Origin of the sequence: Enterococcus faecalis, from assembly GCF_029024925.1 — a bacterium.
Lineage (GTDB): Bacteria > Bacillota > Bacilli > Lactobacillales > Enterococcaceae > Enterococcus > Enterococcus faecalis.
This window is the reverse complement of the sequence record NZ_CP118962.1, coordinates 1373908-1391846: the sequence shown is the minus strand read 5'-3', so window position 1 is coordinate 1391846 and position 17939 is coordinate 1373908. Positions and strand designations below refer to the sequence as shown.

Annotated in this window: 13 protein-coding genes and 2 pseudogenes; 5 read left to right on the top strand and 10 right to left on the bottom strand. The window is 35.9% G+C overall.

Annotated features, from left to right (window positions below; genetic code table 11):
* Positions 1-11: 11 nt before the first annotated feature.
* The 3 genes and pseudogenes from PYW42_RS06830 to PYW42_RS06820 all read left to right on the top strand — a co-directional run bounded on the left by PYW42_RS06830 (position 12) and on the right by PYW42_RS06820 (position 4661).
* Positions 12-1941 (top strand): annotated as a pseudogene (locus PYW42_RS06830) (sucrose-specific PTS transporter subunit IIBC).
* 272 nt (positions 1942-2213) lie between these two features.
* Entirely contained in the window at positions 2214-3095 is an 882-nt protein-coding gene (locus tag PYW42_RS06825; RefSeq protein WP_002378272.1) for a helix-turn-helix domain-containing protein, read from the top strand.
* A 132-nt stretch (positions 3096-3227) separates the two neighbouring features.
* A complete protein-coding gene (locus PYW42_RS06820; protein WP_002389161.1) occupies positions 3228-4661 on the top strand; it encodes a cryptochrome/photolyase family protein in 1434 nt (477 codons plus the stop codon).
* A gap of 212 nt (positions 4662-4873) precedes the next feature.
* Here PYW42_RS06820 and PYW42_RS06815 read toward each other — a convergent pair.
* From PYW42_RS06815 to PYW42_RS06795, 5 genes and pseudogenes are all read right to left on the bottom strand, one after another.
* Positions 4874-6309: pseudogene (locus PYW42_RS06815) on the bottom strand (catalase).
* A 302-nt stretch (positions 6310-6611) separates the two neighbouring features.
* Positions 6612-7622, bottom strand: a complete 1011-nt coding sequence (locus PYW42_RS06810) for a hypothetical protein (protein WP_002389351.1) — start codon at positions 7620-7622, stop codon at positions 6612-6614.
* A gap of 139 nt (positions 7623-7761) precedes the next feature.
* On the bottom strand, positions 7762-8187 hold the full coding sequence (locus PYW42_RS06805) for an 8-oxo-dGTP diphosphatase (RefSeq protein WP_002385906.1): 426 nt from the start codon (positions 8185-8187) through the stop codon (positions 7762-7764).
* Positions 8188-8275: 88 nt separating this feature from the next.
* Positions 8276-10054: an ABC transporter ATP-binding protein gene (locus PYW42_RS06800; protein ID WP_002363967.1), complete on the bottom strand. Its 1779-nt coding sequence runs from the start codon at positions 10052-10054 to the stop codon at positions 8276-8278.
* On the bottom strand, positions 10047-11795 hold the full coding sequence (locus tag PYW42_RS06795) for an ABC transporter ATP-binding protein (RefSeq protein ID WP_002389362.1): 1749 nt from the start codon (positions 11793-11795) through the stop codon (positions 10047-10049). Before PYW42_RS06795 ends, PYW42_RS06800 begins: the two co-directional genes overlap by 8 nt.
* Positions 11796-11931: 136 nt before the next feature.
* Between PYW42_RS06795 and PYW42_RS06790 the strand changes: the two genes are divergently transcribed.
* Positions 11932-12750 carry a helix-turn-helix transcriptional regulator gene (locus PYW42_RS06790; protein ID WP_002357554.1) on the top strand — a complete coding sequence of 273 codons (819 nt, stop codon included), beginning with the start codon at positions 11932-11934 and terminating at the stop codon, positions 12748-12750.
* 54 nt (positions 12751-12804) lie between these two features.
* Here PYW42_RS06790 and PYW42_RS06785 read toward each other — a convergent pair whose 3' ends face one another.
* Together PYW42_RS06785 and PYW42_RS06780 are read right to left on the bottom strand one after the other, a co-directional pair.
* On the bottom strand, positions 12805-13332 hold the full coding sequence (locus PYW42_RS06785) for a GNAT family N-acetyltransferase (protein WP_002357555.1): 528 nt from the start codon (positions 13330-13332) through the stop codon (positions 12805-12807).
* A 19-nt stretch (positions 13333-13351) separates the two neighbouring features.
* Positions 13352-13852 carry a GNAT family N-acetyltransferase gene (locus PYW42_RS06780; protein ID WP_002409964.1) on the bottom strand — a complete coding sequence of 167 codons (501 nt, stop codon included), beginning with the start codon at positions 13850-13852 and terminating at the stop codon, positions 13352-13354.
* Between the two features lie 176 nt (positions 13853-14028).
* Here PYW42_RS06780 and PYW42_RS06775 point away from each other — a divergent pair, with 176 nt between their 5' ends.
* Positions 14029-14637 carry an NUDIX hydrolase N-terminal domain-containing protein gene (locus tag PYW42_RS06775; RefSeq protein WP_002389166.1) on the top strand — a complete coding sequence of 203 codons (609 nt, stop codon included), beginning with the start codon at positions 14029-14031 and terminating at the stop codon, positions 14635-14637.
* A 47-nt stretch (positions 14638-14684) separates the two neighbouring features.
* Here the strand turns inward: PYW42_RS06775 and PYW42_RS06770 are convergent, their stop codons facing one another.
* The 3 genes from PYW42_RS06770 to cysK form a co-directional block, all read right to left on the bottom strand.
* The gene (locus PYW42_RS06770) at positions 14685-16025 is read right to left on the bottom strand and encodes an NADH oxidase (RefSeq protein ID WP_002369384.1); all 1341 of its coding nucleotides are present in this window, start codon (positions 16023-16025) and stop codon (positions 14685-14687) included.
* 297 nt (positions 16026-16322) lie between these two features.
* Positions 16323-16766, bottom strand: coding sequence for a Fur family transcriptional regulator (locus tag PYW42_RS06765; RefSeq protein ID WP_002357560.1), 444 nt, complete (start codon positions 16764-16766; stop codon positions 16323-16325).
* 138 nt (positions 16767-16904) lie between these two features.
* Positions 16905-17837, bottom strand: a complete 933-nt coding sequence (gene cysK, locus PYW42_RS06760; protein ID WP_002366697.1) for a cysteine synthase A — start codon at positions 17835-17837, stop codon at positions 16905-16907.
* Between the last annotated feature and the right edge of the window lie 102 nt (positions 17838-17939).

The following is a 17939-nucleotide window of genomic DNA, read 5'->3' as shown; positions in this document are numbered from 1 at the left end:
AGGAGTATAACATGGCAGAAAATTATCAGCAGGCAGCCAAAGACATTATTCAATTAATCGGTATGGATAACATTATATCGGTCACCCATTGTCAAACGCGGTTACGTTTTATTTTGAAGGACCATGAACAAGTAGATGGTAAACAACTAGAAAAAATCGATTTAGTCAAGGGGGCTTTTTTATAATGGTGGTCAATACCAAGTGATTTTAGGAACTGGTATTGTGACTAAAGTGTATGATGAAATAGAAAAACTTGGAATCAATGTTGTGTCAAAAGCAGAGCAAACAGCAATTTTAAAAAATAATGAAACGGGCATGCGCAAAACAATGCGCATTTTAAGTGAAATATTCATTCCAATTGTTCCGGTAATTGCAGCAACAGGATTGTTCCTAGGGTTAAAAGGTGTTATTTTTAACGACACTTTTTTACAATTATTCGGAGCAAGTGTAGCCAATATTCCTGAAAGCTTTCAACAAATTGTCTCTGTCATTACAGATACCGTCTTTGCCTTTTTGCCAGCTTTGATTGTTTGGTCTACCTTTAAAGCATTTAATGCGACACCTGTAATCGGGATTGTTATTGGTTTAATGATGGTATCACCCATTTTACCAAACGCTTATGCAGTTGCAACACCAGATTCTGGCGTGAAAGCTATTATGGCTTTTGGTTTTATCCCAGTTGTCGGTGCACAAGGGTCCGTTTTAAGTGCAATTGCTGCTGGTATAATTGGCGCAAAGATTGAACTTTTTTTCCGAAAAAAGATGCCGAATATTCTTGATCAAATTTTTACACCTTTTATGACTATGTTAATTACTTTTTTAATCATGATTCTCGGAATTGGCCCAATTTTGCATACCGTTGAGTTAGGCATGGTAGATGTTGTCCAATGGTTGATTGGGTTGCCCTTAGGACTAGGTGGTTTCGTGATTGGTGCCTCATATCCTTTAATGGTTTTGATTGGTATTCATCATACACTAACTATGGTAGAAACATCATTATTAGCAAATACAGGATTTAATGCATTGATTACAATATGTGCCATGTATGGGTTTGCTAACGTTGGCAGTTGTTTAGCCTTTGCGAAAAAAGCGCAAGATAGCAAAGTGAAGTCGACAGCCATTGGTTCTATGTTGTCTCAATTATTTGGAGTTAGTGAGCCTGTGTTATTTGGATTACTTATTCGTTGGAACTTAAAACCGCTGCTATGTGTCTTGTTTACATCAGGTTTAGGCGGAGCAATTTTAGCTATTTTTCATATTCAATCAAATTCTTATGGCTTAGCCGTTATTCCTTCTTTCTTAATGTATATCTATAGTGCACATCAATTAGTGATCTATTTATTAGTCGCACTTTTATCTGTCGGTGTATGTTATGCATTAACCAGTCTATTTGCAATTCCGCAAGAGGTTTTGATTTCAGATAAAGTAATCGAAGAGGAAGAACGCGAAGTCTTTGAAATGCAACACAATACCTTAGATGAACAACTTTTTTCTCCGGTAACTGGTTACGCCATGAATCTTACTGCTGTTAATGACCCGGTATTTTCAAGCGAGATGATGGGCAAAGGTTTAGCAATCATGCCAACAGCGAACAAGGTTTACGCGCCTGCAGATGGTTTATTAAACTTGGTTGCAGAAACTGGGCACGCTTATGGTATCCAAACGGACGCAGGAGCTGAAGTATTAATTCATATAGGAATTGATACTGTCACATTGGGGCAGGAGGTCTTTCAGACACAAGTAACCCAAGGTCACCGTGTTAAAAAAGGAGATCTTTTAGGAACGTTCGATCGAAAAGCCATTAAAGAAGCTGGGCTTGACTCAACTGTCATGGTTATCATTACAAATACTTCAAGTTATTTAAGCGTAGAGCCAATGATGTCAGATCATAATGAAATTACGCCGGAACAAATCATTTTAAATCTAAATACACCTAACTAAACAAAAGAACAGCAAGAAGTGATAACTACTTCTTGCTGTTCTTTTTCTTAATAAAAAACCAATGATTTTCGGTTGTATTTGTCTATCCGTTTGTAGTATGATTGAGTCAGTTTTAAAGGAAACATGCCAAGTATGGAAGACCATACTTGACACGCATTGACTAATTAAACATGGGGAACGTTGCCATAAGTTGATGTTCCAGTCAATAATGCAAGTAAATCAAACATAGCATGTACCTCCTTTAATTGATAATCAAAGTATAACATTTTTTAATGAATTTACATAATAATACAAGTGGAGGTCTGTTCGTGAAGGTAGCAGGAGACAAAATAAAACAAGCGAGAAAACTTAAAAAAATCACACAATCAGAGCTGGCTAACGGCATCTGTACGCAAGCAACAATTAGTAATATTGAAAACCGTAATCTATGTGACAGTTTAGATATTTTCTCATCTATTTGCCTCCGATTAGATTTAGAAGTAGAAGAATGTATGATGATTTCTGAAGAAAAGAAAATTGAAAATCTACTAAACAAAGTCGAGGATTTATCTTTACGGTTATTTCACTTAGAGGCCTACAAATTATTACAAGAAGTGCCTGAAGGTCTTATCTTATCTAATAATGAACTAACGACTAAATTGTTATATTATAAGGGAATTACTTGTTTATTAGGAAAAAAAGATAAAGCAGAGGCCTTGTTTTACCTATACCGGGGCGCGGAAATTGACCGTAAAGTCAATATTTACAACATTTTAAGCCTGAATGCGCTAGGTACGCTATACGAACTGGAAAAAGATATGAGAAAAGCGCAAGTGTATTACGAAAAATCATTACAAGAATTGGAACAATTTAAATTAGAATGTTCTTTGGAGCGTTGTAGAATTTATTATAATTCTGCTAAATTCTACTCGGAAATAAAAGATTACCAAAAAAGTGTCATTTTAAGCGAAAAAGGGATTCAGATTTGTCGTGACAAACACTCCATTTATTTGCTAGATTATCTTTTATATGAAAAAGCCTTTAATAAACAAATGCTCGGGGAAGACACAGCCGATGACTATCGTCAAGCCTATTATTTTACACAATTTTTTGGCAATACAGAAGTCCTACAATATATTGAGAAAGATATGAAAGCTTTTAATATTTCCTATTAATTTAATCAAAAAGCCGATAAAAGCTGAAAACCCAGTTTTTATCGGCTTTTTGAAAAGTCTAGGCAAGTTGCTTTTAAAAATCAGCAGTCACGGTTACGATAAGCAAGACGAAGTATTTAGGAGGATTTAAAAATGAAAAGAGTAATGTGGTTTAGACGTGATTTACGATTACAGGATAATAAAGCATTAGCACACGCGTTACAAAATTCTGCAGCTGATGAATTGATTTTATTATTCCAAATGAATCCTCAACAATTTATTCAAGAAAGTGCTAATCATAACGCTTTTTTTGCAAGTTTAGCCTCGCTTAAAGAACGAATCGATCAAGAGGCACATTTACAAATCATGGTCGGCGAACCATTAGATTTATTTTCACGTTTGAAACGCAAATTACCCGATTGGCAGGCCATTTATTTTAATGAAGATACTTGTGGCTTTGGGGCAAAGCGGGACCAGCAAGCTATGCGCTTTTTTGAAGAAAATAATATTCAGTCTTTCTCTTTTCAAGATGCCTATTTGCATGGCTCTGAAGAAATTAAGAAGAACGATGGCAGCAAGTACCAAGTGTTTACGCCCTATTACAATAAATGGAAAGAGGCGCCTAAAGAAACACCGATTCCTGTTTCCTATACAGCTGAAAAAATTTTTAGTGCGTGTCTTTTTCCAGAAGAGGAAGCAGCTTATCGTGAACAGATTGCGAGGATTCCTTTAACACACTATAGTGTCGGCGAAGAAACAGCCAGAAGGCGCTTAAATACTTTTATTGATCAAAAACTTCAATCCTATGAAAATAAGCGTGATTTTCCTTATCAGGATCAAACGAGTCATCTGTCTACTTTTTTAAGAACGGGAGAACTTTCGATTCGCACCATTTGGCAAGAGCTTGCATCTGTGCCTTCTAGCTTAAGTAAAGAAACCTTCAAAAAAGAATTAGCTTGGCGCGACTTTTACAATATGATCTATAGTGCGTTTCCACAACAAAAAGAGGAAGCTATTCAAGAAAAATTTCGTTATATTCAATGGATAAATGACCCAGAAATGTTTGTCAAGTGGCAAAAAGGGGAGACGGGGTACCCTATAATTGATGCCGCAATGCGACAACTGAATCAAACTGGTTGGATGCACAATCGCTTAAGAATGATTACTGCCTCTTTTTTAGTTAAAAATTTACACATCGATTGGCGTTGGGGTGAAAAATACTTTCAAAAAATGTTGATTGACTATGATGCTGCCAATAATATCGGTGGCTGGCAATGGGCTGCTTCAACAGGAACGGACGCTGTCCCGTATTTTCGGATTTTTAATCCAATTATCCAGTCAAAAAAATTTGATAATGACGGCCAGTTCATCAAAAAATATGTTCCAGAACTTAAGCAAGTGCCACAAAAGTATATTCATCAACCAAATCTAATGAACGAAGCCTTACAAACGCAATATCATGTACATTTAGGAGAAAATTATCCAAAACCCATTGTCGATTATGCATCAAGTAAAAAACAAACATTGTTTCTATATGAAGCGAGCAAAGAAATTCATCAAGAAATGAACAATCCAACGTTTCAATAAACAGTAAACCCAACTAGCTTAGCAAACAACTTGTAAGGTTAGTTGGGTAAATTAATTAGTCGAAAGAGAAGTGCAATTTATCGTCTAAAGTTTTTTATTTTATTATAGTTTACATAATATACATTATACAAAGTAGAGTAAAAAGCATTGAAAAGCAAACAAAACCAGTCTTTAGTTTATCTAGACTGGTTTTGTCACGTACGTGATATAAATTATGCTTGTTGCTTGATGGCTTGTGCGACACGTGCTCCATATTCTGGATTTACTCTAGTGAACAAATCAATTTGACGCGCGATGATTTCTTGATTTTTCACTTGACCTAAAGATGCCGCTATATTGTTAATTAAGTTTTCTTTTTCTTCGCTTGGCAGCAAATTATACAAAGCGTTTGCTTGTGTAAAGTGATCTTGATTATAGCTATAATTACCAACATTTCCTTCAACTTCAAAGGAACTAATTTTCGCCTTAGGATCTTCTTTTGGTGTTTCAGTATAACTATTTGGTTCGTAATTAATTTCGCTATTGCCATTGTTAAAACGCATATTGCCGTCTTTTTGGTAGTTATTTACAGGCGCTTTTGCTTGGTTGATCGGCAATTGGTGACTATTAGCGCCCACACGATGACGATGTGCATCCCCATAAGCGAACAAACGTCCTTGCAATAATTTATCTGGAGAAGCTTCAATACCAGGAACGAAATTCCCTGGTGAAAAGGTTACTTGTTCAACCTCTGCAAAATAATTCTCTGGATTTCTATTTAAAGTCATCGTGCCAACTTCAATCAGCGGATACTCTTTTTGAGAAACCGTTTTTGTTACATCAAAAAGAGTTTCTTTCATTGTTAACGCATCTGCATACGGGATAATTTGCACAGATAATGTCCAAGAAGGAAATTCTTGATTTTCAATTGCATTATGCAAATCTTCAATATGGAAATCGGGATTTTTCCCAGCAATTTCTTCTGCTAATTGACTCTCTAGATTTTTGATTCCTTGATTCGTCTTGAAGTGATATTTAACAAAAAATACTTCTCCAGCAGCATTGACCCATTTGAATGTATGGCTACCAAAACCATGCATATGACGGAACGACAACGGAATGCCACGATCACTCATTAAAATTGTTACTTGATGAAGGCTTTCAGGTGAATGAGACCAAAAATCCCAAACAGCTTCTGGACTTTTCAAATGCGTCCGTGGATTTCTTTTTTGGCTATGAATAAAATCTGGAAACTTAATTGCATCACGAATGAAAAAAATGGGCGTATTATTGCCAACTAAGTCGTAATTTCCTTCGTCTGTATAGAATTTAAGCGCAAAACCGCGAGGATCACGCAATGTATCTGATGAACCTAACTCTCCAGCTACAGTTGAAAAACGAGCGAATAAAGGTGTTTCTTTGCCAACTTCAGATAAAAAATCGGCTTTATATATTGTGCCATTGATTAACTCACCTTGAAAACACCATGAGCACCAGCACCTTTGGCATGAACAACCCGTTCTGGTACGCGCTCACGATTAAAATGAGCTAATTTTTCTAATAAATGAACGTCTTGGATTAGGACAGGTCCAAATTCTCCTGCAGTTAGCGAATTTTGATTATCGCCAACTGGACTTCCTTGTGACGTAGTTAAATGTTGATTTTTCACCTAAAACACTCCTTCATCTAAAATTATACTCATTGTATAAAAAAACCACTCTGCATAACAAAAATAATGCTTAAAAACACTCGAAAACATTTGTTATTTAATAGAATGATTAAAAATAGCAGTAGAATTTAAATCAAAAACAAATGTATTAATTTTAAACTGTTTACACCATCTAAAATAACAACCAACAATTCAAAGAAAACTAAAATGCTGTTTTTTTATTCAAAAAAGACCTAGCATCCCAATCATGCTAGGTCTTTCGTTACTTTTTTTGAGGGACCGTTTTTATTGGTCATTCAGCGTTATTGATTGATCGCAACAGTCGTGTCTTCAGTCGATAGACCTGTCATAGAGGTGCTATCGGAAAATATTTTTTCAACTTCTTGTTCTGATAAAATATTTTCTTTCTTAGGCATTGAAATCGTCGCTTTTTTGGCTTTTTGTGTAATGCTAATTTTACTAGATAATGATTCAAGTCCCATGTCAACGTTCTTGTCTTGCTGCGGTTTCACATTAATCAACATATTTGTTTTATTTTCTTTTGTATTAACAGAAACTTTGGCAGAAACATCTTTGATTTTTTCGAAAGGATCTTGTTCTTTACCTTTTTCAGATGTTTCTGTCGTAATTTTGATTAACTTTTGTAATTCTTTTTTTGTAAACGTATGGGTAATGGTATCCCCTTTTTTCTCGAACGTATCCTTGTCTAATCCTTCTAAAAACTCTTTGTATTCCTTAGCAGACTGTTTTCGTTCTTTTTCCGATTCTTGATACTCTTTGATTGTATCTTGCCATTCTTTCGTACTTTCCTCGTTCATGGCTAAAAGATCAATGTATTTTCCTTTTAGTTTTTCTGTATCTAACTGAGAACTATCGATAGCACCGTCAGTCATTGAGTCTGCGACAGCGACAATATATTCCATCATATCTGTTGCTAAATAGAGTTTTGGCTCTTTGCCTTCGTTATCTACTGATCCAACCAATGAAATCGGTACATCCATTCCCATCGCTTTTAATTTCATCTCTAAGTTGAATGCTTTTTCTTTTTTGGCATCTACTTGAATCTTCCCAGAAAGCGATGCGTCTTTGATTTGCGTGATGAGCATCCCAATCATAGGATTCGTTTGTGCACTATCTTCTTGTGAAAATTTCATGTCACTAATTGACATAGAGAAATCCCAAACCCCAGATTCTTGTGCGTTTTGATTGCCAATCCCTTGAATGAACTCATCTTTCGCACTTTTGCCACAACCTGTCAGTAACAAAGCTGAACAGAAAACGCCTGCGACAATCCCCACTTTTCTTTTTAACACACTTTTTCCCCCTCATTATATAAAAAATTAATTCCCTTTTATTAAGAATAGCAAACATTGCTTATAAATAGCAATGTTTAATTTTAGATTTCCTCTCTTTTAATAAGTGGGATTGATTTAATCTTTTAGGTTTGAATCATTAAGCTGTATTATTTTTAAAATAAAATTGCTTTTCGCCAAAAAATACTGGGAAAAGTTCTGCTAAACTGCCAGCTAAAGGACCTTCTCGCAATTCTTTTTCAGTGACCCAAAACAAGGGTTGTTCCGTTTCTTCTGGTAGTTCATCCGCTGTTTCTGCAATGAATAATGTGGCTAATTCCCGCGCACCTGAACAATCATTCAGCCATTCTGCAACACCTACTAATTGTGGCTTCAGCACTAATCCTGTTTCTTCAAGGAGTTCGCGAACCATGGCTGTTTCCATGCCCTCGTTTTTTTCAACATGTCCGCCAGGAAACGTCCAACCAGGCCAATCCTTTTTTTGTCGTTCTTGCACAAGGATTTCATTTTTCTGATTTCTAATCATACATAATGTTGTTAATTCTACTTCAAAATTCCGATTCATTTGGCACCTCATCATTTTTTCCTTTGTTAAGGTTACGATACAGAAAAACAGAGAAAGATTCAACTAATAATTTTCTCTGTTTTATCATCTAACTCTTTAATAAGTCGTATTGCGATTGATATAAATGATGATATAACGCATGTTTTGCCATTAGTTGATCATGAGATCCTTCTTCCACAATACGACCACCATCAATATAGAAAATTTTATCGCTATTTTTGATGGTAGAAAGTCGATGAGCAATAATAAACGATGTCCGTCCTTTTAGAAGTTGTTGTAGTCCTTCTTGTAACAATTCTTCTGTTTTTGTATCAATACTGGAGGTTGCTTCGTCTAAAATTAAAATTTTGGGATCTGCCAGTAAAGCACGAGCAAATGAAATTAATTGGCGTTGTCCTGCCGAGAGTGTACTACCCCGCTCTTCCACAACTGTTTCATAGCCATCTTTTAAATCCTTGATAAAGTCGTGCGCACGAACAATTTTTGCGGCTTGGATAACTTCTTCCTCTGTGGCTGTTAAATTTCCGTACCGAATGTTTTCAATAATTGTTCCTGAAAAAATAAACGTATCTTGAAGCATTACCCCCATTTGTTTCCTTAACGAACGGAGTGTCACATCGCGAACATCATAACCATCAATTTTAACGGCCCCTTCATTCACATCATAAAAACGACTTAACAAATTGATGATTGTTGTTTTACCCGCACCTGTTGGCCCAACCAAGGCGATTGTTTGTCCTGGCTCAATATGAAAACTAACATCGGTCAAAATATTTTTTCCTTCTTCATAACGGAAATAAACATGCTGAAAGTCGACGGTTCCTTTAATTGGCGGCAACGCAATAGCATGCGGCGCATCTTGAATTTCTGGAACAACATCCATCGTTTCAAAAATCCTTTCCAAATAGGCAGTTGCAGTAATCAGAGAATTGTAGAAGTTACCAATATTGATGACCGGATTCCAAAAGTTATTGATATAACCGATAAAAGCAATTAGCGTCCCAGTAGTAACGGACACACCTAATTGACGGATTCCTACGAAATAGATAAAACAAGTCGTAATGACGGATATATTTTGCACTGCTGGCCATAATAAATACTGGACACGCACAGCTTTCATAAAGGATTGACGATATTCTTCGCTTACCTCGTTAAAAATCTGGAAATTTTCATCTTCTCGTGCAAAAGATTGTGTAATTTTAATTCCTGAAATACTTTCATGAATATAGGCATTTAAGTTTGATTGTTTATTGCTAAGCTCTTGGTAAGCTTTCCGTTGTTTCCCTTGGATAAACAGAACCATCACGAACAACACAGGCAATAGTAGTAAACTGTATAAGGTTAATTTCACATCAATAAATAACATGAAAATTAAGGTGATAATCACATTAAATAAATCAGAAATTAAATTGATCAATCCGTTACTTAGTAAATCACTTAACGTATTGATGTAATTGACCACCCGAATTAAGATTTTTCCATGCGGCCGACTGTCAAAGTAAGAAAATGGTAATTTTTGTAGATGCTCAAAAATTGAAAAACGCATATCTTTTAAAATATCTTGTCCAATTTCTGTGATGGCATATATCCGATAACGCATACACCAACCAATAATTACCAAGGAAAATAGGAAAATAGCTCCTAGTATCAAGAGTAACGAGAGATTCTTTTGTGGAATTACTTGGTCAATCGCAATTTTAGTAAAGTAAGGGCCTAACATACTTGCCAGATTAGCTAATATGATGACAAATAATGTTTTAAAAACAGCTTTTTTGTAAGGCTTAATATAGGCGCCTAATCGTTTATAGTGAGACCAATTAAATTCTTTTTCTAAAGTCTCATCCACATCAAACGTATTTCTAGCCACGCGACTCACCTTCCTTTGTCAGACCTAATTGTTTTTGATATACGTCAAAATATTTGCCTTTTTGTTCGACTAATTCGCTATGCGTACCGCTTTCCACCACACGGCCTTTTTCCATCATCAAAATTAAATTGGCCTCTCTCACAGAAGAAATTCGGTGGGCGATAATAAATGTCGTTTTCTTTTCCGTCAAACGACCTAGTTCTTTTTGAATTTTTGATTCTGTTTCCATATCAACAGCGGAAGTTGTGTCATCTAAAATTAAAATAGCTGGATCTTTGGTTAAGGCACGGGCCAGTGAAATCCGCTGTTTTTGGCCACCAGATAGGCCAACGCCGCGTTCACCAACAATTGTTGCATAACCTTCGGGCATTCTGGAAATAAAGCTATGGGCATCAGCAATTTCAGCCATCATTTGCACTTGTTCCAAGTTAGCCAATGTGTTACCAAAAGCAATGTTATCTTCTATTGTATTGGAAAAAAGAAAGACATCTTGCATAACCATGGAGATATTTTCTCGCAATTTACGAACAGAATAGCTTTTAGCATCTTTTCCATCAATATAAACAGTGCCTTTTGTTGGATCATAGAACCGAGCGATTAAGTTAACTAAAGTGGTTTTGCCTGAACCAGTTTCCCCTAAAATACCAATTGTTTCACCAGGTTTTGCTGAAAATGAAACATCCGATAAAATGGGGGTTTCTGGATCATCTGAAAAATGAAAGGACACGTGATCAAACGTCACATAACCTTGGATTGGTTCTGCTTCTTTTTCCCGAGCAATGGGAATCTTCGGTTTCGTTGCTAATAACTGACGAATTTTAATGGACGATGCCGTAAAGCGTTGCACATCATTGATCAACCAGCCACTCATTCGCATCGGCATGTTCAACATCCAGAGAAAGCCGTTAAAGGCAACTAAATCACCAATTGTCATCCGACCTTGAATTACAAAGAGGCCACCAAGAACTAAGGCAATAACATTTAAACTACCTGCAAAACCGTCTAACCACGGTAAATATTTTTTTGAGACATCTGCAGAAGCCATATTCCATTTTTTATAGTCTTCATTGTGCTTGTTAAACTTTTCAATTTCATAAGGTTCTTGAGAAAAAGCTTTAACCACCCGATTTCCACCAATATTTTCTTCGACCATCGAATTTAGCCGAGAAAAACTTTCCCGGATCTCAAAAAATACCGGATGCGATTCCTTCGACATTTTTTGTGTTAACAGAAAAATCAAAGGCGTAATTAAAATTAATGCCAGCATCAATTGCCAATTGATCGTCCCCATCACAATCACGGCTGCGATGAACCATAAAATACATTCTAAGAGGTTATAAGTGACCCAAGAAACAAAATGGCGGATAGCGTCTGTATCCCCTGTCATTCGCGCCATAATGTCGCCAACACGTGTATGATTAAAGAAATCAAAATCTAATTCTTGAAGTTTGACATACATATCTTTTCTTAAGTCAAATAACGCAGATTGTCCAACCGATTCAAACAAGACTTGATAACTATAACGAACAACTGTCCGAATAACGGTCACCCCAATCATAGTCCCAAGAATTGGGACAAGTTCTTCAATCTTCCCCTGATTGATTACTTGGTCTACAATTCTGCCAGTTAACAATGGAATAATAACAATTAAAATAGCGTTAATAACGACAAAAATAACAGCTAGCAGTAACTTATTCTTATTTTTTTTAGCATATTGCCAAATCCATTCAAAACTATTCATTTTCTCCCCTACTCTCTCTTGTTTTTATGGACGTGTATAAGATTACTGTTTTTTTATAGGAAAAGAAATGGGCATTCTTGTATATTTTGATGTACAATATAGTATAGAAAGCGGATACAAGTAGGAGTGATTTTTTATGAACTACACAAATAGTCGAACGTTTAATCCTGAAATTTTATATGCCTTCGATCCTTGGAACGAAGAGACCCACCCTTATAATTGTCATCATCATGAATTTCTGGAAATATCTATTCTTTTAGAAGGTGAATCTGAATATATTGTTCAAGGGCAACAGTACCATGCCACTGCTGGTACGGTGTTTCTTTTTAATCCGCGAACGGAACATGGTGAGCAACAAAAAGCAGGAACTTACTCACATCAACTACACATTGGCATTTCAAATCTCTATTTAGAAGGCTTAGCGCGAAACGTATTTCCAAATAAATCAGCTTTATTAGATTTAAGTCATTTACATGGTGCTTTTTTAGAAAAAGCTTGGCAAATTGTTCATGAATTAAACCATCAAGAAGTTGAATCAGCGTTACAAATTAAAGCTTTAGTTATTGAACTATTGGTCTATATTTTAAGAAGCTTAGCAGTTGATCAAGAAAATAAAATTGAAACTCGGCTATCGAAAACGGAAAAAAGAAAACGAAATTTAGTCAATCATACGATTTATTATCTGGAAACGCACCATGACGAAGAAATTACTTTGGAACAGTTAGCTGAAATGTTATATGTTACCCCGACTTATTTGTCGAAAACCTTTAAAGCGGCCACAGGCGTTGGGCCAATCAATTATTTAATTCAAATCCGCTTAAACCATGCGAAAGAATTGTTGAAAAATGATTCTTTAAGTGTCAAAGAAGTGGCAAAAACGGTTGGTTACGAAGATGCCTATCATTTTAGTAAATTATTCAAAAAATATTATGGAAAATCTCCTTCACAATTTTAAGATAAAAAAACAAGGAATCGTCGGCTCCACTGCGTCCGTTTCCTTGTTTTTGCTTTACGTTGACTCTTTTAACTGTTTCGTCATTGTATAATCGGTATGGCGTTCATTTCCCATATAAAAATCATGTTCATCTGTTTTGACGAAGCCTAATGATTGATAAAATTTTTGCGCTGGATGATTATGTTCCCAAACACCTAACCAAACCGTCTCTTTTTCTGCTTCTTCCGCTAATTCAATTGCTTTCGTAATCAAATGTTTGCCTAAGCCTAAACGCTTAAAAGATTTACGAATATAAATGCGCTCAACTTGTAACGCTTGTGGATGTTGATAGGTAATCTGAGCATCACCGTGATTTAATTTCACATAACCTGCAAGTTCATTATTATAAAAAGCAAAGAAATATTGCGAATCTTTATGTAAGATTTCGCTTTCTAAAACTGCTGGACTAAATTTCCTCTCATAATGTGCCTGTAAATCCTCTTCGTTTTCGCCATCTCCATAAGTATCTGCAAAAGTCTCTTGGCAAATGGCCTCTAATTCTGGTACGTCTGCGACGGTACACTCTCTAATAAATACTGACATACTAAAACTCCTTTGTAGATTAAATCAAGTGTTTAATTAAAATTAAACAAGGATTCCAAGCGTCCCATAATGTCGGAAAAACCTCAAGGCGCTTAAAACCCAATGATTCGTAAAAACGAATAGTATGATCGTACACGGAATAATTTCCTTCGTCAACTGTTTTGACTTGAATAAAAAAATAGTTATTTTTAGAATACGTTTCCACGCTTTCTATCAATAACTTGCCGATACCTTTGCGATGATACCGCTTTTTAACTGCCATACAATGGATTTCTACTGTATCTTTACTTGTTTCTGAAAGTGTTATAAAACCGAGTATTTTATTCTCTACATCCTTTGCCACCCACATAGGTAAAGTGCTAGCTATATCGATATACTTGCGGGTCTCTTTTTCAAGGCCAAACCATTCTGGAAGATTAAACAATACTTCTTGTGCTGCTTGAGTTTTTTTATCTGCATTTTTTTCCCTTATAATTATAAATTCTTTCAATTTACAACCCCCTTTTTGTTTACATAACAAAATTATTGTATACCCAATCTTTTTTATTAAATAATAGCATAGGTAGTTTAAAAATGTAAGTTAGTCATTTATTCTTTATTATTTCCTTAAACCGACGCCTTTTCTCGCTAAATCTGCCCTTCCTTTGTTTTTTTCTGTTAAACTAAACGTATTAAGTCTATGAGGAGCGTGCGTATATGGATTATCTGAACACCTATAAGCGGTTGCTAGCATTGGCAGATGCAGGTCTTTTTTACGGGAAAGATGCTTTTGATCAAGAACGTTACCAAGAACTACGAGAACTTACGTTACAACTTGTTAGCACAACCGGACACGAAGCGGCTGTTTTGCCCGACTTAGAAAAAATCTTAACTAAAGAGGAAGGTTATCCAACACCGAAAGTAGATGTTCGCGGTTTAATAAAAAAAGAGAATCGTTTTTTATTAGTTGAAGATTTACGGACCAAAGAATGGTCATTACCTGGTGGCTATGCCGAAATTGGCTGCTCCCCTAAAGAAAATATTGAAAAAGAAGTATTGGAAGAAACTGGCTTAGTTGTTACAGCAAAAGAATTGCTTGCTGTTTATGATACAGATAAACGAAAAGACATTCCTCAACTATTTCAGTACTATAAAATGATCTTTTCTTGTGAGATTTTAGAAAATCATCCCTTTGAAAAAAACATTGAAACCTCGAATTGTGCTTATTTTTCTTTAGATAATCTCCCCCCTCTTTCTATCAAACGAACAACGAAAGAGCAATTAATGGCATTAATGAACCAAACAACTGGAGCGCTTAGTGACTAACAAAAAGGATGAAGAACTTCTGTTCTTCATCCTTTTTCTATTATTAATTACATATTTTCTAAAGCGGCTTGGGCTAATAAGTTTAAGTAGTTCCAAGGGCGATCAAAATGTGGTTGGAAGAAGAAATCAGAAATCGCTAAATCTTCGACAGTCATTTTATTTTGGACCGCTAATGATAAAGTATTGGCAGATTGTGTGATATCATATTTAGACATCAATTGACCACCAACAATGCGTTGTGTTCCTTTTTCATAGACTAATTCCATCAGAACTTTTTCAGTTGTTGGCATAAACTCTGGACGATAGTTATCTTCGAAAACAGTTGCTTCGACATCTAGTCCGTTTAATTTGGCACTTTCTTTTGTCACACCTGTTGAACCAATTTTCCAACCGAATAAATATAAGCCAGAAGTTCCCTGTGTGCCACGATAAGCCAATTTTTGTTCAGTCAAATTACGACCTACTAGCATACCTTGACGAACAGCATTCGTTGCTAATGGGATATAATTTTTTGTTTGACTTGGGTTGTAGTGAACAACTGCACTATCACCCGCAGCAAAAATATCAGGATTGCTTGTTTGCATATACTCATTGACTTCGATTGCACCATTTGGTAACATGTCAACTTTATCTTTTAATAATTCTGTATTTGGACGGAAACCAACACACATAATCACCATATCTGCTTCGAATTCTTGACTTGGTGTAATGACTTTTGCTACTTTTCCTTGCTCATCTGCTACGAATTGTTGGACATTTTCACCTAAAGCTAAATTAACGCCACGATCAACTAATTCTTTTTCTAGAACATCTGTGAATGGCTTATCTAAATATTTATTTAAAATGCGGTCTAACCCGTCAACTAAAGTAACTTCTTTACCTGATTCTACAAAAGCTTCTACTAATTCAATACCAATATAACCGCCACCAACGACAACGACACGTTTGGCATCTTTCGCTTTTTCGATGATTACGTTGGCTTGTGAATAGTTTTTACATAATAAAATATTTTCAGCATCAATTCCTGGAATTGGTGGAATAATTGGCCAAGAACCAGTTGTCATTACTAATTTATCATAAGAAACGGTCTCAGTTGCGCCCGTTTGTAAGTTTTTCGCTGTAACAGTTTTGTCGTCCACGTTGATTTCTTCAACATTGTGTTCCATCTTCACTGTTGCTCCTAAAGAAGCCAGTTCTTCTGGATTTGAATAAAATAAATCAGCAGCATTTTTAACTACGCCTCCAACGTACAAGGCAATTCCGCAAGATAGGAAGGAAATATTGTCATTTCTTTCATATACAGTGACTTCCGCCTCCGGGTGATTTGCTAAAATACTTTTAACTGCTGAAGTTCCAGCATGGGTACATCCTACGACTACGACTTTCATGTTGTAAATCCCTTCTTTCACAATCTTTGTTTTGCAGAGGTGACGTCTCCCTCTGTCTGTTTAAAATATATCAGAGGAATCAAGCTTATTCGAGTTTTATGCTTGTGAATCGCATATAAAAAAATTCACAAACTGTTGCTAATTCTTAATAATAGCTAGTTAATTTTTTGTTTTTAAGAATTTAAAAGTCAATAACCACACAAAAAAACAAGCATAAGAGTGAAAACTCTTACGCTTGTGAAATTTGCCTAGACAAGTGACTTATCTTTTGATAAATTTTTAACAGTATGTAATTTTTTACACATTCTCCTGTTGTGCTTGTTGGCAATCTGGACATAATCCATATAATTCTAAACGATGTTCATTAATTTCGAAGCCTGTTAATTTACTAGCGGCCATTTCAACGTCCTCTAACCCTGGATAATGAAAATCAACGATTTTACCACATTTTTGACAAATCACGTGATAATGTTTCTTCGAACTAAAATCAAAACGACTAGATGCATCGCCATAACTCATTTCTTGAACGAAACCGATTTCAGTAAATAAACGTAGATTGTTGTAAACCGTTGCTACACTCATATTTGGAAAATGATCTTCTAGTGCGCGATAAATTTCATCAGCTGTTGGGTGTGTATGATTTTCGATTAAATATTCCAAGATAGCATAACGTTGCGGAGTAATTCGGATATTGGCTTCTTTTAATTCAGCAAGTGCATTTTTAACCAATACGTTGTCCATCTTTGTATCCCTCCCCTGTCTATCTTTCTTAAATAATACTATTTCTTATTACGATTGACAAGAATTATTGTAGGATTCTCGTGGAAAAAACGAGCATTTTACTAAACTAAGAGAAATGCTCGTTTTTTGGCGTGTTTTTTATTCTGGAAATTCGTAAAGAGCTGTCGAAAGATAACGTTCGCCGTTATCCGGAACCAGCGCTAAGACACGTTTGCCTGCGCCTAATTCAACTGCCAAATCAATGGCAGCTTTAATTGCTGCCCCTGCTGAGATCCCCACAAGGATGCCTTCTTTTGGCCCCATTAAACGAGCAGTTTCTAATGCGTCTTCACTAGAAACAGCGGCAACTTTTTGATAAACGGTGGTGTCTAAAACGTCTGGGACAAAGCCAGCGCCTATTCCTTGGATTTTATGTGGACCTGGTTCGCCACCTTCTAAAACAGGCGACTCCGTTGGTTCTACTGCAACAATTTCAATATCTGGAAAAATCCGTTTCAATTCATGGCCAACTCCTGTAACGGTTCCTCCAGTGCCAACACCAGAAACAAACGCATCTAAGCCACGTTTACCAAAGACATCAACAATTTCTTTTCCTGTTTTTTGTTCATGTACCATTGGATTAGCTGGATTATTAAATTGCAAAGGCATGAAGTATCCGTGTTCTTCTGCTAATGCTGTAGCTTTTGCAATTGCCCCTTTCATTCCTTCGGCACCAGGGGTTAATAATAAATCAGCCCCATATGCTTGCATTAATTTGCGGCGTTCAATACTCATAGTATCTGGCATCACAATCTTAACTGGATATCCCAACGCAGCACCTACCATTGCTAACCCAATGCCTGTATTACCACTAGTCGGCTCAATAATCGTTTGTCCAGGTTTTAGGCGACCATCTGCTTCGGCTTGTTGGATCATGCTTAAAGCAATTCGATCTTTCACACTGCCACCAGGATTAAAGAACTCTAGTTTAACAAAAACATCTGCAGCTCCTTCTGGTACCATCCGTTTTAATTTCACAACTGGGCTTTGACCAATTAACTCTGTTACTGATTTTACATAACCTTTAGTCATAATCCTACATCCTCCAATTTTACAAACAATATAATAATTCTTTCTCTAAGCATAGCTCAAAAAAACGATTTCTACCAGAAAAACGAATTTTAGTTTGTGAAA

Bases quoted from the DNA above. Each gene is read 5' to 3' on its own strand.
- PYW42_RS06795 (WP_002389362.1), bottom strand. From the start codon at position 11,795: ATGAATAGTTTTGAATGGATTTGGCAATATGCTAAAAAAAATAAGAAT.
- PYW42_RS06770 (WP_002369384.1), bottom strand. From the start codon at position 16,025: ATGAAAGTCGTAGTCGTAGGATGTACCCATGCTGGAACTTCAGCAGTT.
- PYW42_RS06805 (WP_002385906.1), bottom strand. From the start codon at position 8,187: ATGAATCGGAATTTTGAAGTAGAATTAACAACATTATGTATGATTAGA.
- cysK (WP_002366697.1), bottom strand. From the start codon at position 17,837: ATGACTAAAGGTTATGTAAAATCAGTAACAGAGTTAATTGGTCAAAGC.
- PYW42_RS06820 (WP_002389161.1), top strand. From the start codon at position 3,228: ATGAAAAGAGTAATGTGGTTTAGACGTGATTTACGATTACAGGATAAT.
- PYW42_RS06775 (WP_002389166.1), top strand. From the start codon at position 14,029: ATGGATTATCTGAACACCTATAAGCGGTTGCTAGCATTGGCAGATGCA.
- PYW42_RS06765 (WP_002357560.1), bottom strand. From the start codon at position 16,766: ATGGACAACGTATTGGTTAAAAATGCACTTGCTGAATTAAAAGAAGCC.
- PYW42_RS06790 (WP_002357554.1), top strand. From the start codon at position 11,932: ATGAACTACACAAATAGTCGAACGTTTAATCCTGAAATTTTATATGCC.
- PYW42_RS06785 (WP_002357555.1), bottom strand. From the start codon at position 13,332: ATGTCAGTATTTATTAGAGAGTGTACCGTCGCAGACGTACCAGAATTA.
- PYW42_RS06825 (WP_002378272.1), top strand. From the start codon at position 2,214: ATGAATTTACATAATAATACAAGTGGAGGTCTGTTCGTGAAGGTAGCA.